Origin of the sequence: Pseudomonas hormoni (assembly GCF_018502625.1) — a bacterium.
Lineage (GTDB): Bacteria > Pseudomonadota > Gammaproteobacteria > Pseudomonadales > Pseudomonadaceae > Aquipseudomonas > Aquipseudomonas hormoni.
Genome location: NZ_CP075566.1, coordinates 233,679 through 247,644, shown reverse-complemented (window position 1 = coordinate 247,644; position 13,966 = coordinate 233,679). Strand labels below are relative to the sequence as shown.

Sequence of the window (13,966 nt, the reverse complement as noted above, 5' to 3'; positions counted from 1 at the left end):
CGAGCGACCGGGCCGGACAAGCGGCCCCCGACTGGTTATCATGGCGGCGTTTCTTTGCGGACGGCCACCATGGTTGATTCTTACGACGACTCCCTCGATACGGGAGAAAAAAGCAAATCCCAGGTTAAACGCGAGCTACATGCTCTGGTTGACCTCGGCGAGCGCCTTACAACGCTCAAGCCTGACTTGCTGGCAAAACTGCCGTTGACCGACGCTATGCGCCGGGCCCTGGCCGATGCGCCCAAGCACACCGCGAATATCGCGCGTAAACGGCACCTCATGTTCATCGGCAAACTGATGCGCGATCAGGACACTGACGCCATTCTGACTTTGCTCGATCAACTCGATGCCTCCACCCGGCAGTACAACGAACGTTTCCACGGCCTGGAACGTTGGCGCGATCGCTTGATCGCGGGCGACGATGCAGTCCTGGAGAAGTTCGTGCTCGACTACCCGGAGGCTGATCGTCAGCAGTTGCGCTCCCTGATCCGTCAGGCCCAGCACGAACTGGCGACCAACAAGCCACCGGCATCGAGCCGTAAAATCTTCAAGTACATCCGTGAGCTGGACGAGACTCAACGCGGTCTGCGTTAAGTCCCTTCTCGGGTGGGTCGCCACGCGGCTCACCCGAAGCTCCATCCATCAGGATCCTGTGCCACCCACAGTGATCGCATCGATTTTCAGCGTTGGCTGGCCGACACCCACCGGCACCGACTGCCCATCCTTGCCGCACGTGCCCACGCCGCTGTCCAGCGCCAGGTCGTTACCGACCATCGACACCTTGCTCATCGCTTCAGGCCCGTTGCCGATCAATGTCGCGCCTTTGACCGGTGCCGTAATCTTGCCGTCTTCGATCAGGTACGCCTCACTGGTGGAGAACACGAATTTGCCGCTGGTGATGTCCACCTGACCACCGCCAAGGTTGGCGCAGTAGATGCCGCGTTTCACCGACGCAATGATTTCCGCCGGATCGCTTTCGCCCGCCAGCATGTAAGTGTTGGTCATGCGCGGCATCGGCAGGTGCGCGTAGGATTCGCGACGACCATTGCCTGTGCGGGCCACACCCATCAGGCGCGCATTGAGCTTGTCCTGCATGTAGCCTTTGAGTACGCCGTTTTCGATCAGCGTGGTGCACTCGGTCGGGGTGCCTTCGTCGTCGACGCTCAGCGAGCCACGGCGACCGGCCAGCGTCCCGTCATCGACGATGGTGCAGAGTTTGGATGCAACCATTTCGCCCATGCGACCGCTGTAGGCGGAACTGCCCTTGCGATTGAAATCACCTTCCAGACCGTGGCCGACCGCTTCGTGCAACAGCACGCCGGACCAGCCCGATCCCAACACCACCGGCAACGTACCGGCCGGTGCCGGAATGGCTTCAAGGTTGACCAGCGCCTGACGCAACGCCTCACGGGCGTAGCTCATGGCACGGTCTTCGGCGAGGAAATAACGGTAATCGGTACGACCGCCGCCACCATGACCGCCACGCTCGCGGCGACCGTTCTGCTCAACGATCACGCTGACATTGAAACGCACCAACGGCCGCACATCCGCCGCCAGGCTGCCGTCGGTCGAAGCCACAAGAATGCGTTCCCAGACACCGGCCATACTCACGGTCACTTGCTGGATACGCGGATCGAGGGCGCGAGTGGCGACGTCGATACGCTTGAGCAGCTCGACTTTCTCGGCGCGGGTCAGCACTTCCAATGGGTTATCCGGCCCGTACAACTGGGCGACATCCTGAGTGGTGAACGCCTGCACCGTGCCGTTCTGCCCGGCGCGGGAGATCGAACGAGCGGCACGCGCCGCCGCGCCCAAGGCTTCCAGGGTGATCGCATTGCTGTAGGCAAAACCGGTTTTCTCACCCGATTGCGCACGCACGCCAACGCCTTGATCAAGGTTGAAGCTGCCTTCCTTGACGATCCCGTCTTCCAGCGCCCACGACTCGGAAATCTGCCCCTGGAAATACAGGTCGGCGGCATCGATGCCCGGGCCGGCCAGATCGCCGAGCACACCTTGCAGGCTCTCGATAGTGACGCCGCCGGGCGCCAGGAGGTGTTCACTGACTGAGGACAACAACTCGCTCATATGCTTTACGCCTTAAATTCATCGTTCTGAGGCAGGTCGCCTGGCGCCCTGCGAGAAAAAGCGCCGGTGACTGGACACCGGCATCCGCGCCCTGATGGACGCCTGTTCGCTGCTATCGCGTTCGGCCAGCAGCACGGCCTCGCCTTGATCCTGTTGCGCGAGCACTCGTCCCCAGGGGTCGATGATCGCGGCATGGCCGAAGGTCTCTCGCGGCCCCGGATGCGTTCCACCCTGAGCAGCCGCGAGCACATAACACTGAGTCTCGATGGCCCGCGCTCGAATCAGCACATCCCAATGTGCCGCGCCGGTTACGGCGGTGAAGGCTGATGGCGCGGTAATCAACTCCGCACCGGCAGCGCGCAATTCGCTGTACAGCTCCGGGAATCGCAGGTCATAACACACCGTCAGGCCGACCCGACCGACGGGGGTGTCGGCGACCACCACGCCACTGCCATAAGCATAGTCATCGGATTCACGGTAACGCCCACGGTTGTCCGCCACGTCCACGTCGAACAAATGCAGCTTGTCGTAGCGCGCCACCGTCTCGCCCTGATCATTAACCAGCAACGAGCAGGCATGCACTTTCGCCGTCGGTTGATCCACCGGCGGCAACGGCAACGTGCCGGCCACTATCCATAACTTGAGGTCGCGGGCGGTCTGTTTCAACCAGGGCAGGATCGGACCTTCACCCAAGGCCTCGGCGCGGCCGATGTCAGCGATATCACGGCGGCCCATGGCGGCGAAATTTTCCGGCAGCACAGCCAGCTTCGCGCCACCGGCGGCCGCTTGCTCGAGGAGCCGACGGGCCTGGGCCAGATTGGCCAGCACATCGCTCTGGCTGACCATTTGAATCACCGCTAAAGACATGGCCTTACCCTTATCTGGAATCAACACATACCCGTAGGAGCGAGGCTTGCCCGCGAAGGCGTCGTTCCTGACACACCGCGGTGCGCCGGTTCGCGGGCAAGCCTCGCTCCTACAAGGGGAACGTCGCTTTGGCCATGCTACTCCATCGGTTCGAAGGATGGCTTTTCAAAAAGGTTTGTCGAAGGTGATTTTCGGCTCTTTCCATGGGCCTTTGACGGTGTACTTCACGCTGGCGAAACGCGCCACACGGTCACCGATCAGCTTGTCGATCAGGAACAACGCGCCGCCAATGGCAGGTGCGCCGACGATCAGCGCCGCAATCGGCAGGTTGTTGGTCACCGGCAAGGTCACCAGCAGTTTCGCATCGACCTGATCGCCTACCAGATCCAGCGTGCCATTAAGTTCCAGATTGCTCGAAGGGCCGGTCAGCACGATCGGTTCGCGGGTCACGTAAACCCCGTTGGTCGCAACCAGCAGGCCTTTGACCCGGTCATAACTCAGGCCCTTGCCGAACAGGTCGGAGAAGTCCAGACGCAGGCGCCGGCCGATGGAGTTGAAGTTGAGCAGGCCAAATACCCGCAACGCCTGGGCGCCGCCCTCGACTTCAACGAACTGGCCTTTGTTCAGCGACGCATCGAGGGTGCCGGAGAAACGCTTGGTGGCCAGCCACGCCGGTGAACCGGGCCAGCGACCGTCGACATCCATGTGAAATTCCTCACTGGTGACACTGGGCGCAAAGCCCCAGCCTTTCAGCACATCCGCGAGGTTCTTGCCGCTGACCCGGCCCTTGAACCAACTGGTGGATGCACCGGGCGCACCTTCCCAGCCACCGCTGCCCTGCAACAGAATGCCCTTGAGGCCCAGGTCCAGCGTATTGAGCGCGATGCCTTTGGCGGTCGGACGCACTTTCAGCGACCAGCCCCCCACCAGATCCTGCCCCTGGAACAGCTGATTGATGGTGATATCCAGCGCCGGGATTTTTGTCGGATCCACGGTGGCCAGCGGATCCGGCGAGTTTTCATCGGCCAGGACCGTCGGGTCCGGCGCCGGCAGACGCACGTATTGCAGATTGATCGCGATCGGTGCGGCTTTCGCGTCTGGGATAGCGGCGGTGCCCTTGACCTGCTGGCTGTCGAGCTGCAACGCCCACGTCGTCGGTTTGCGGTTCAACTGCACCGACGCCTGATCCAGGGTGGTCCCGATGCCGCTGAGCTTGTCGACCTTGAAGTCCGCGCTGCTGAGCAGTTGCTTGGCGCTGCCACCCGGATCCTGGCCGGCATACTTGTCCACCAGGTCTTTCCACGGGCCGACATCCAGCTCCGACAACACACCGCGCACCCGCAGCCCTTTGGCGCCGGGCAACACCGCATCGCCGCCACCGAGGAACAATTCGCCGCGACCGTCGGCGAAATTGCCGGGCGGTGCTGCAAACGTGAAACTCGCCAGATCGCCATACTTGACCCAGTAACGCCGCTCCTGGCCTTGCAGGGTCATGCGGAACATCGTGTCGCGCCCCACATCGGCCGCCATGCCGAACGGCGCCGGCAAATCCACCGCCACACCTTGGAGGTTCGAATTGACCATCAACTGGCTGTCCGGGCCATCCAGGGTGAGTTGCAACTGATAAGGAATCAGGCCGGATACCGGCAACGGCTGGGTAACGCTCAACCAGTCGGTGAGCTTCTTCACCTCGACCTGACCCGAGGCAGTGACACGGGTCTTGATGTCGCCCGGGCTGCCCTCGGCGAAAATCTGCGCAGTGACCGGTTTGTCAAAGGCGCGAGCGCTGATGTTCTGGCCGCTTAAACCCTTGGTGCTGTCGAAGCGGAAATCGCCCTTCAGCTGGGTCAGCTCAAGGACTGGCTCGGCCAGTTTCAGGCGCGCCTTGGCGGTCTTGAAGTCGACGAGGATATTCGGCTGTTCGCCTTTGGCCAGTGGAATATCCAGTTTCACCTTGCCCTTCAGATCGCCCTCGCCCTCCCATCCGGCGAAGGTCGTGGCGGTGCCGATCGGCGCTTCCTGGAGAATTTTCAGGCCATCGCCCAACCCGCCAGCGAAAGCGCCATCGAGCAACAGGTGAGGGCTTTGCCCGGCGGGCGCGTGGGGAATATTGACGTAAATGTCGCTGACTTGTGTGTCGAGCAACTGACCTTTACTGGCCAGAATACGCACGCCACTGTCCTCGATGAACACATCGCCACTGACCTTGCTGACATGTGGCCAACCCGGCTGGAACGCCAGCTCGGCATCGTGAACCTTGAAGAACAGGCTGATGCTGCGAGCAGTGTCGGCGGCGCCATGATTCAGCGAACCCTGGTACTGGAAGAAACCCTGGTCCACCGCGCCTTTGAGAATGGCCGTACGCAGCCATTCGTCCAGCGCCGGGCTGAGTACTTCCGGCAGGTACTTGGCGGTGTACTTGCCGTCGCCGTCCACCAGGCCGACCCGCAGGTCCATGTAATCTTCCTGCTCGTGGTCGAAATGCAGGCGGATCAGGAAGTCGCCGGCAATCTTGCCCTCCTCTCCCAGCACCTTCAGGTACGGCGCGATCAGGGTGAAGCCTTCTTTATCAAGCTTCCAGGTCAGCCGGGCATTGGCCTGAATGTATTGCCATGGCTTGGCGAAAATCGGGTCAAGGTGCAGGACAAAATCCTTGCTGTCCATTCGCAGTTCGCCGTGGCCGAGGTCACCGCTGATGCTGCCGCTGACATTTCGCGCTGCAGGGGCGCCGTGATAGGCATCAAAGCCGACCTGGTCGAGGTTGGCGGCGAAGCTGACCTTGCTATCGTCGGTGGCGTTGGGCCGGAAGTCGACCAGCACGTTGCGCAAACCACCCGTCACCTTGAGCCGCTCCACGGCGGTGGCGACGCCTTCGGGCAATGGCCCCAGCGCATTCAGCAGCGGCGTGAGCGGGGTGAGGTCGAGGCGGTCGGCTTGCAGATGCCAGAGTTCTTCGGTCTTGTCGGTGGCCAGGCTTTGTTTGAGTTGCAGGCGCGATTCCCAGCGGGTCTCGCCGAAATTCATGGACAGCGAGTCCACCGTCACCAGAAAGCCTTCGGCACTGCGCTGGAAATAGCTGTTGAGCGCCAGGTTGTTGATCTGGATCGGCTTGCGCTCGGCGTAGGCGCCCTTGAGCTGCGGCGCGTTCAAGCGGATCGCGGCGCTTTGCAGCGCGCCTTTGTTCCAGTTGATCCACAGCTCGCCACCGGCCTTGATCTCGGAAAAATTCCATTGCCGGGTCAGGCGTTCGGGCAGCCATTTCGACCAGTCGCTTTGCGGCAGGCTCACGTAAGCATCCGCTTCGCCATCCTTCCATTGGCTGGCGCGAATGCGTGTGCGCAGGCTCATGGCCACCGGCTGACCGTCGGGCAGGGTCAGCCGCGCGTCAAGTCGCTGACGGGAGACGCCGGTTTTCAGGTTCAAGCCAACGTAGGTCAAGGTCAGCGGCGGGTGATCCAGCGGTTGCAAGGTCACCTGACTGTCGAGCACCGACAACTGCTGAACCATCTGCATGCGATTGAGCAACTGTTCCGGGTCCAGCGGCTGATCCTGCTGCACCGGCAAGCCTTCCAGCGCCCAATGACCGTCCTCGCCTTCCTTGAGGCTGATCTTCAAACCGTTGAGTTCAAGGTGGGCGATGCGCACCTCACGAGCCAGCAGACTGGCCCACAGATCCGGCACCGCACGTACCTGATCCAGGCGCAGGGTGTTGGCACCCTCGCCGACCATCACATCGTGGGCCAGCAGAATCGGCGCGAAGCCGTGCCAGTTACCTTCCAGTTCACCGATGTGCAGCGGCATGCCCAGGGCTGCGCCGGCCTTGGCTTCGACTTCGGCCCGATACTCGGCCACCAGCGGCGTCAGTTCGCGGCCGAGACTGACGTAAAGCGCCATCAGCACCAAAGCCAACGCGCACAGGCCCAGACCCCAGCGGGTCAGTGCGGCCAAAATGCGTGTCAGACGCTCCATGTCAGTTGGCTCCCATGGCGAAAATACTGCAATAAGCTGAGGCCAGCCGTTTTAATGGGGTTGAAACACAGCGATTCAGAGCAGCACCACGTCGTATTGTTCCTGGGAATACATGGTTTCTACCTGGAACCGAATGGTGCGTCCGATAAAACCTTCGAGCTCGGCGACGTTGCCCGACTCTTCATCCAGCAGGCGGTCGACGACTTTCTGGTTCGCCAATACACGATAGCCCTCCGCCTGATAGGCGCGAGCCTCGCGGAGGATTTCGCGGAAGATTTCGTAGCAAACGGTTTCCGGCGTCTTGAGCTTGCCGCGGCCCTGGCAGCTGCTGCAGGGTTCGCACAACACTTGTTCGAGACTTTCGCGTGTGCGCTTGCGGGTCATCTGCACCAGGCCCAACTCGGTGATGCCAATGATGTTGGTCTTGGCGTGATCGCGTTCCAGTTGTTTCTCAAGCGTGCGTAGCACCTGACGCTGGTGCTCTTCGTCTTCCATGTCGATGAAGTCAATGATGATGATCCCGCCCAGGTTGCGCAGGCGCAGCTGACGGGCGATGGCGGTGGCGGCTTCGAGGTTGGTCTTGAAGATGGTTTCTTCGAGGTTGCGATGGCCGACGAACGCCCCGGTATTGACGTCGATGGTGCTCATGGCTTCCGCCGGGTCCACCACCAGATAACCGCCGGACTTCAACGGGACTTTGCGCTCGAGGGCTTTCTGGATTTCGTCTTCGACACCGTACAGGTCGAAAATCGGCCGCTCGCCTGGGTAATGCTCCAGACGATCGGCGATTTCCGGCATCAGTTCGGCGACGAACTGTGTGGTTTTCTGGAAGGTTTCCCGGGAGTCGATGCGGATCTTCTCGATCTTCGGGCTCACCAGATCGCGCAAGGTCCGCAGCGCCAGGCCGAGGTCTTCGTAGATCACACTCGGCGCGCTGATGGTTTTGATCTGCTCGTTGATCTGATCCCAGAGCCTGCGCAGGTAGCGAATGTCCATGAGAATTTCATCGGCGCCCGCGCCTTCAGCGGCGGTACGCAGGATGAAGCCGCCGGCCTCCTTGATGCCTTCTTTGGCCACGCAATCGGTGACCACTTGCTTGAGCCGTTCGCGCTCGGCTTCGTCTTCGATTTTCAGCGAAATGCCGACATGCGCGGTGCGCGGCATGTACACCAGATACCGCGAAGGAATCGACAGTTGCGTGGTCAGGCGTGCGCCCTTGGAACCGATCGGGTCCTTGGTGACTTGCACCACCAGGCTCTGGCCTTCGTGAACCAGCGCGCTGATGCTCTCGACCGCAGGGCCTTCGCGCAGTGAAATTTCCGAAGCATGAATGAACGCTGCGCGGTCCAGGCCGATGTCGACGAAAGCCGCCTGCATGCCCGGCAACACCCGCACGACTTTGCCTTTATAGATGTTGCCGACGATCCCGCGCTTTTGCGTGCGCTCGACGTGGACCTCTTGCAGGACACCGTTTTCAACCACCGCCACGCGCGATTCCATCGGCGTGATGTTGATCAGGATCTCTTCACTCATGGCAGGGTCTCGTTCAGGCATGTTCACGATAATGGCCGCATCTTGTCAGTACGACGCTCAGCGCGCGTTAAGGGTTTGCCAACAGGGTATGCCGAAATGCCCGAGCAGCTCAGCGGTTTCGCACAGGGGCAGTCCGACCACCGCGGAGTAGCTTCCAGTCAGTTGGGCGACAAACACAGCCCCCAAGCCTTGTATGCCATAGCCACCGGCCTTGTCCCGCGGTTCGCCACTGGCCCAGTAGGCCGCCGCTTCATTGAGATCGATGGGGCGAAAACGTACCAGGCTGCGCACAACCCGTGACTCGCAACGCTCATCGTCAAGCACAGCAATGGCGGTCAGCACTTCATGCTCTTGACCAGCCAGCATCATAAGCATGGCGCACGCATCGGCTTCGTCCACCGGTTTGCTGAGAATTTTCCCGTTGAGCACCACGGCGGTATCGGCGCCCAGCACGCAAAAATCGTCATCGGACACGACCGTGCCACGCCCGGCTTCGGCCTTGCCGCGCGCGAGGCGCTCGACATAGGCCGACGGCGATTCATGATTCAAAGGGGTTTCGTCGATGTCCGCGCTGATGGCGGAGAACGGTACGCCGATCTGCGTGAGCAGTTCACGCCGACGCGGCGAGCCTGAGGCGAGGAACAACTGTTTCATCCAGACATCTCCCTGTCGAGATCATGGGCAAATGCCTGACCGAATTAATTGATTTTGTAACGTCGACGCAAACCACGCAAACCGAAGCTGATCCACGGCCAGAGCAACGCGCTGACCAGTGCCGGCAAGACCAGCGCCAGCGTTGGCTGACGGTTGCCGGTCAGGGCGCTGAGCCAGAGTTGCACAAGCTGCGCGAGGCCGAAGATCACCAGGATCACCAGGCTCTGTTGCCACATAGGGAACATCCGCAGCCGCTGTTGCAACGACAACACCAGGAAGGTGATGAGCGTCAGGATCAATGCGTTCTGGCCCAGCAACGTGCCGTAGAGCACATCTTCGGCCAGGCCCAGGCACCATGCGGTGACCATGCCGACTTTCTGCGGCAGGGCCAACGCCCAGAAGGCCAGCAGCAAAGCGAGCCAGAGCGGACGGAGAATTTCCATGAATTGCGGCAGCGGCGAAACGCTGAGCAGCATGCCAATGGCGAATGTCAGCCAGACCATCCAGTCGTTTCGGGAGGCGGTAGCACCGACCATTATTCTCTTCCCCCTGGGGTGGCCGGCGCGGAGACAGGCGGTTTGGCAGCAGGCTTCACGACAGCGGGTTGCGTCGCCGGTGGTTTGGCAGCCGGAGTCGTCGCGGGCGGTTTGGCGGCGGGTTTGGCCGGGGTGGCGGTAGCAGGTTTGGCCGGGGTAGACGTCGCAGGTGCAGCGGCGGGAACGGCCGGGGCAGCAGCGGCGGCAGCGGCAGCGGCAGCGGCAGCGGCAGCCGGGGCAATCACGCCGACAGGCTTCGGCACGGTCGCGGGAATGATTGGCCCGCCGCCCTGCGCATCCAGGTTTTCCTGGGCCTGCGCGGCATCGTTTGCGCGTTCTTCCGGCGTACGGGTGTCGCTGAACACCAGCAGCAAGTAACGACTACGGTTCAAGGCGGCCGTCGGCACGGCGCGGACAATGGCGAACGGCTGGCCGGAATCGTGAATCACTTCCCTGACCGTCGCCACCGGGTAACCGGCCGGGAACCGCTGGCCAAGGCCGGAGCTGACCAGCAGATCGCCTTCCTTGATATCCGCCGTGTCGGCAACGTGACGCAATTCCAGGCGCTCAGGGTTGCCGGTACCGCTGGCAATCGCCCGCAGACCGTTACGGTTCACCTGCACCGGAATGCTGTGGGTGGTGTCGGTCAGCAGCAGCACACGGGAGGTGTACGGCATCAACTCGACCACCTGGCCCATCAGGCCGCGGGCATCGAGCACCGGCTGACCGAGGACCACACCGTCGCGCTCACCTTTATTGATGATGATGCGATGGGTGAAGGGATTGGGGTCCATGCCGATCAACTCGGCCACTTCGACCTTCTCGTTGACCAGCGCGGAGGAATTGAGCAACTCGCGCAGCCGAACGTTCTGCTCGGTGAGGGCGGCAAGCTTTTGCATGCGACCCTGCAGCAGCAGGTTTTCGGTCTTGAGTTTTTCGTTTTCGGCGACCAGCTCGGTACGGCTGCCAAACTGGCTGGCCACACCTTGCCATAGCCGCTGTGGCAGGTCGGTGATCCAGTAAGACTGCATCAGCACCAGCGACATCTGGCTACGCACTGGCTTGAGCAGTGTGAAGCGGGCATCGACCACCATCAGCGCGACCGATAGCACGACCAGCACCAACAAGCGCACGCCCAGTGAAGGCCCTTTGGTGAAAAGCGGTTTAATAAGCCGCTCCTCCCAGGCAATTGTTTTCTTTATTCATACGGCAGACCGGCCTGGATACGAATGACAGAAGATAAACGCCAACAGGCAGCACTGCAAAGTGCCGCCTGCGCGCTCAACAGCATAGATGCATCGGGCGAGATCACTCGCTCGACAGCAGGTCCATGGTGTGTTTATCCATCATTTCCAATGCACGGCCACCGCCGCGAGCAACGCAGGTCAGCGGGTCTTCGGCGACGATCACCGGCAGACCGGTTTCCTGGGCCAGCAACTTGTCGAGGTCACGCAGCAAGGCGCCACCACCGGTCAGTACCAGGCCACGCTCGGCGATATCGGAAGCCAGCTCCGGAGGCGATTGCTCCAGTGCACTTTTCACAGCCTGAACGATGGTGGCCAGCGACTCTTGCAGAGCTTCCAGCACTTCATTGGAGTTCAGGGTGAATGCGCGTGGAACGCCTTCAGCCAGGTTACGGCCACGAACGTCGACTTCACGAACTTCGCCGCCCGGGTAGGCCGTACCGATTTCCTGCTTGATGCGCTCGGCGGTGGATTCGCCGATCAGGCTGCCGTAGTTGCGACGCACGTAGGTGATGATCGCTTCGTCGAAGCGGTCGCCGCCAACCCGTACGGATTCGGCGTAGACCACACCGTTCAGGGAGATCAGCGCGATTTCAGTGGTACCACCACCGATATCGACAACCATCGAGCCGCGGGCTTCTTCAACCGGCAGGCCGGCACCGATCGCAGCAGCCATTGGCTCTTCGATCAGGAACACTTCACGTGCGCCGGCACCAAGGGCCGATTCACGGATGGCTCGACGCTCAACCTGAGTGGATTTGCACGGAACGCAGATCAGCACACGAGGGCTCGGCTGCAGGAAGCTGTTCTCGTGAACCTTGTTGATAAAGTATTGCAGCATCTTTTCGCAGACGCTGAAGTCGGCAATGACGCCGTCCTTCATCGGACGAATGGCCGCGATGTTGCCCGGCGTACGGCCGAGCATGCGCTTGGCCTCGGTGCCGACAGCAACGACACTTTTCTGGTTACCGTGTGTCCGAATAGCCACAACCGATGGCTCATTCAGGACGATGCCGCGCTCGCGCACGTAAATAAGGGTGTTGGCAGTGCCCAGGTCAATGGAAAGATCGCTGGAAAACATGCCACGCAGTTTCTTGAACATGGGAAAGGGACCCTAGGCAACGCGTGGGTAAAAAAGTGCGGCAAACTCTAACAACGACAGGGATTTTGGGCAAGGCGCCAATATGTTAAATTGGCCGCTTTTCTGTGCACCAACCCCCACAATCGCGGCCTTATGACCGTAGAAATGCGGTAGTGTTCCGACAATCTAACACACGGATAGCATCCGTTCTGTATTCCTTCCACTGGAGAATCCCATGACGCTTGAACGCTCCGACGTGGAAAAAATCGCTCATCTGGCCTGTCTGGGCCTCAATGATGCCGATCTTCCACACATCACTTCGGCCCTGAACAGCATTCTGGGACTGGTCGACGAAATGCAGGCGGTCAATACCGACGGTATCGAGCCGCTCGCCCACCCACTGGAAGCCAGCCAGCGCCTGCGTGCAGACGTCGTGACCGAGACCAATCATCGCGAGGCCTATCAGTCCATCGCACCAGCGGTCGAAAACGGCCTGTACCTGGTTCCGAAAGTCATCGACTAAAGGGAAAGAGCCTGCAATGCATCAATTGACTCTGGCCGAGATCGCCCGCGGACTCGCCGATAAAAAGTTTTCTTCCGAAGAGCTGACCAAAACCCTGCTGGCGCGCATCGCCCAGCTCGATCCTCAGCTCAACAGTTTCATCAGCCTCACCGAAGACCTGGCGCTCCAGCAGGCGAAAGCCGCTGACGCACGCCGGGCCAATGGTGAGAGCGGCGCCCTGCTCGGCGCGCCGATCGCCCACAAAGACCTGTTCTGCACCCAGGGCATCCGCACCAGCTGCGGTTCGAAGATGCTCGACAACTTTAAAGCACCGTACGACGCCACCGTGGTTGCCAAACTGGCGGCTGCCGGCGCTGTGACGCTGGGCAAGACCAACATGGACGAATTCGCCATGGGGTCGGCCAACGAGTCGAGTTACTACGGCGCGGTGAAAAACCCGTGGAACCTGGAACACGTGCCCGGCGGTTCGTCCGGTGGTTCCGCTGCGGCCGTTGCCGCTCGTCTGTTGCCGGCGGCTACCGGCACCGATACCGGCGGCTCGATCCGTCAACCCGCTGCACTGACCAACCTCACCGGCCTGAAACCGACGTACGGTCGCGTTTCGCGCTGGGGCATGATCGCTTACGCCTCCAGCCTCGATCAGGGCGGCCCTCTGGCGCGCACGGCCGAAGACTGCGCGATCCTGCTGCAAGGCATGGCCGGTTTCGATCCGCAGGATTCCACCAGCATCGACGAGCCGGTGCCTGATTACTGCGCCAGCCTCAACGGTTCGCTGCAGGGCCTGCGCATCGGCGTGCCGAAGGAATACTTCAGCGCCGGCCTGGACCCGCGCATCGCCGACCTGGTCATGGCCAGCGTTGAAGAGCTGAAAAAGCTCGGCGCCGTGATCAAGGAAATCAGCCTGCCGAACATGCAGCACGCAATTCCTGCGTACTACGTGATTGCCCCGGCGGAAGCCTCTTCCAACCTGTCGCGTTTCGACGGCGTGCGTTTCGGCCATCGCTGCGAGGACCCGAAAAACCTGGAAGACCTGTACAAACGCTCCCGTGGCGAAGGTTTCGGCGCGGAAGTGCAGCGCCGGATCATGGTCGGTGCCTACGCGCTGTCCGCCGGTTACTACGACGCCTACTACCTGAAGGCGCAGAAGATTCGTCGCTTGATCAAGAACGACTTCATGGCCGCCTTCAATGAGGTCGACATCATCCTCGGCCCAACCACGCCGAACCCGGCATGGAAGCTCGGCGCCAAAAACAGCGACCCGGTCGCTGCGTACCTGGAAGACGTCTACACCATCACCGCCAACCTCGCCGGTCTGCCGGGCTTGTCCATGCCTGCAGGTTTTGTCGACGGTCTGCCGGTCGGCGTGCAACTGCTCGCCCCGTATTTCCAGGAAGGCCGCTTGCTCAACGTTGCGCACCAGTACCAGCTGAACACTGACTGGCACACCCGCACCCCAACCGGCTTCTGAGGAGAA

At 61.3% G+C, this 13,966-nt stretch carries 11 protein-coding genes; 3 read left to right on the top strand and 8 right to left on the bottom strand.

Going from position 1 to position 13,966, the window contains the following annotated elements:
- Positions 1-69: 69 nt before the first annotated feature.
- Positions 70-594, top strand: coding sequence for a ribosome biogenesis factor YjgA (gene yjgA, locus KJF94_RS01050; protein ID WP_007901505.1), 525 nt, complete (start codon positions 70-72; stop codon positions 592-594).
- Between the two features lie 48 nt (positions 595-642).
- Here the strand turns inward: yjgA and tldD are convergent, their stop codons facing one another.
- The 8 genes from tldD to mreB all read right to left on the bottom strand — a co-directional run bounded on the left by tldD (position 643) and on the right by mreB (position 11,990).
- Positions 643-2,085 carry a metalloprotease TldD gene (tldD, locus tag KJF94_RS01045; protein WP_214380679.1) on the bottom strand — a complete coding sequence of 481 codons (1,443 nt, stop codon included), beginning with the start codon at positions 2,083-2,085 and terminating at the stop codon, positions 643-645.
- A gap of 18 nt (positions 2,086-2,103) precedes the next feature.
- Entirely contained in the window at positions 2,104-2,952 is an 849-nt protein-coding gene (locus tag KJF94_RS01040; protein ID WP_214380678.1) for a carbon-nitrogen hydrolase family protein, read from the bottom strand.
- A 165-nt stretch (positions 2,953-3,117) separates the two neighbouring features.
- The gene (locus KJF94_RS01035; protein WP_214380677.1) at positions 3,118-6,921 is read right to left on the bottom strand and encodes a YhdP family protein; all 3,804 of its coding nucleotides are present in this window, start codon (positions 6,919-6,921) and stop codon (positions 3,118-3,120) included.
- Between the two features lie 75 nt (positions 6,922-6,996).
- A complete protein-coding gene (rng, locus tag KJF94_RS01030; RefSeq protein WP_008008603.1) occupies positions 6,997-8,454 on the bottom strand; it encodes a ribonuclease G in 1,458 nt (485 codons plus the stop codon).
- A gap of 57 nt (positions 8,455-8,511) precedes the next feature.
- The gene (locus KJF94_RS01025; protein ID WP_214380676.1) at positions 8,512-9,108 is read right to left on the bottom strand and encodes a Maf family protein; all 597 of its coding nucleotides are present in this window, start codon (positions 9,106-9,108) and stop codon (positions 8,512-8,514) included.
- A gap of 44 nt (positions 9,109-9,152) precedes the next feature.
- On the bottom strand, positions 9,153-9,644 hold the full coding sequence (gene mreD, locus KJF94_RS01020; RefSeq protein WP_084318098.1) for a rod shape-determining protein MreD: 492 nt from the start codon (positions 9,642-9,644) through the stop codon (positions 9,153-9,155).
- On the bottom strand, positions 9,644-10,813 hold the full coding sequence (gene mreC / locus KJF94_RS01015) for a rod shape-determining protein MreC (protein ID WP_214384684.1): 1,170 nt from the start codon (positions 10,811-10,813) through the stop codon (positions 9,644-9,646). Before mreC ends, mreD begins: the two co-directional genes overlap by 1 nt.
- Positions 10,814-10,952: 139 nt before the next feature.
- Positions 10,953-11,990, bottom strand: a complete 1,038-nt coding sequence (gene mreB, locus KJF94_RS01010) for a rod shape-determining protein MreB (RefSeq protein ID WP_002555108.1) — start codon at positions 11,988-11,990, stop codon at positions 10,953-10,955.
- A 214-nt stretch (positions 11,991-12,204) separates the two neighbouring features.
- Between mreB and gatC the strand changes: the two genes are divergently transcribed.
- On the top strand, positions 12,205-12,492 hold the full coding sequence (gene gatC / locus KJF94_RS01005) for an Asp-tRNA(Asn)/Glu-tRNA(Gln) amidotransferase subunit GatC (RefSeq protein ID WP_008026876.1): 288 nt from the start codon (positions 12,205-12,207) through the stop codon (positions 12,490-12,492).
- Positions 12,493-12,508: 16 nt separating this feature from the next.
- Positions 12,509-13,960 carry an Asp-tRNA(Asn)/Glu-tRNA(Gln) amidotransferase subunit GatA gene (gene gatA, locus KJF94_RS01000; RefSeq protein WP_214380675.1) on the top strand — a complete coding sequence of 484 codons (1,452 nt, stop codon included), beginning with the start codon at positions 12,509-12,511 and terminating at the stop codon, positions 13,958-13,960.
- Positions 13,961-13,966 lie beyond the last annotated feature (6 nt).

Coding starts and splice junctions, on each gene's coding strand:
- yjgA (WP_007901505.1), top strand. CDS start 70: ATGGTTGATTCTTACGACGACTCCCTCGATACGGGAGAAAAAAGCAAA.
- tldD (WP_214380679.1), bottom strand. CDS start 2,085: ATGAGCGAGTTGTTGTCCTCAGTCAGTGAACACCTCCTGGCGCCCGGC.
- KJF94_RS01040 (WP_214380678.1), bottom strand. CDS start 2,952: ATGTCTTTAGCGGTGATTCAAATGGTCAGCCAGAGCGATGTGCTGGCC.
- KJF94_RS01035 (WP_214380677.1), bottom strand. CDS start 6,921: ATGGAGCGTCTGACACGCATTTTGGCCGCACTGACCCGCTGGGGTCTG.
- rng (WP_008008603.1), bottom strand. CDS start 8,454: ATGAGTGAAGAGATCCTGATCAACATCACGCCGATGGAATCGCGCGTG.
- KJF94_RS01025 (WP_214380676.1), bottom strand. CDS start 9,108: ATGAAACAGTTGTTCCTCGCCTCAGGCTCGCCGCGTCGGCGTGAACTG.
- mreD (WP_084318098.1), bottom strand. CDS start 9,644: ATGGTCGGTGCTACCGCCTCCCGAAACGACTGGATGGTCTGGCTGACA.
- mreB (WP_002555108.1), bottom strand. CDS start 11,990: ATGTTCAAGAAACTGCGTGGCATGTTTTCCAGCGATCTTTCCATTGAC.
- gatC (WP_008026876.1), top strand. CDS start 12,205: ATGACGCTTGAACGCTCCGACGTGGAAAAAATCGCTCATCTGGCCTGT.
- gatA (WP_214380675.1), top strand. CDS start 12,509: ATGCATCAATTGACTCTGGCCGAGATCGCCCGCGGACTCGCCGATAAA.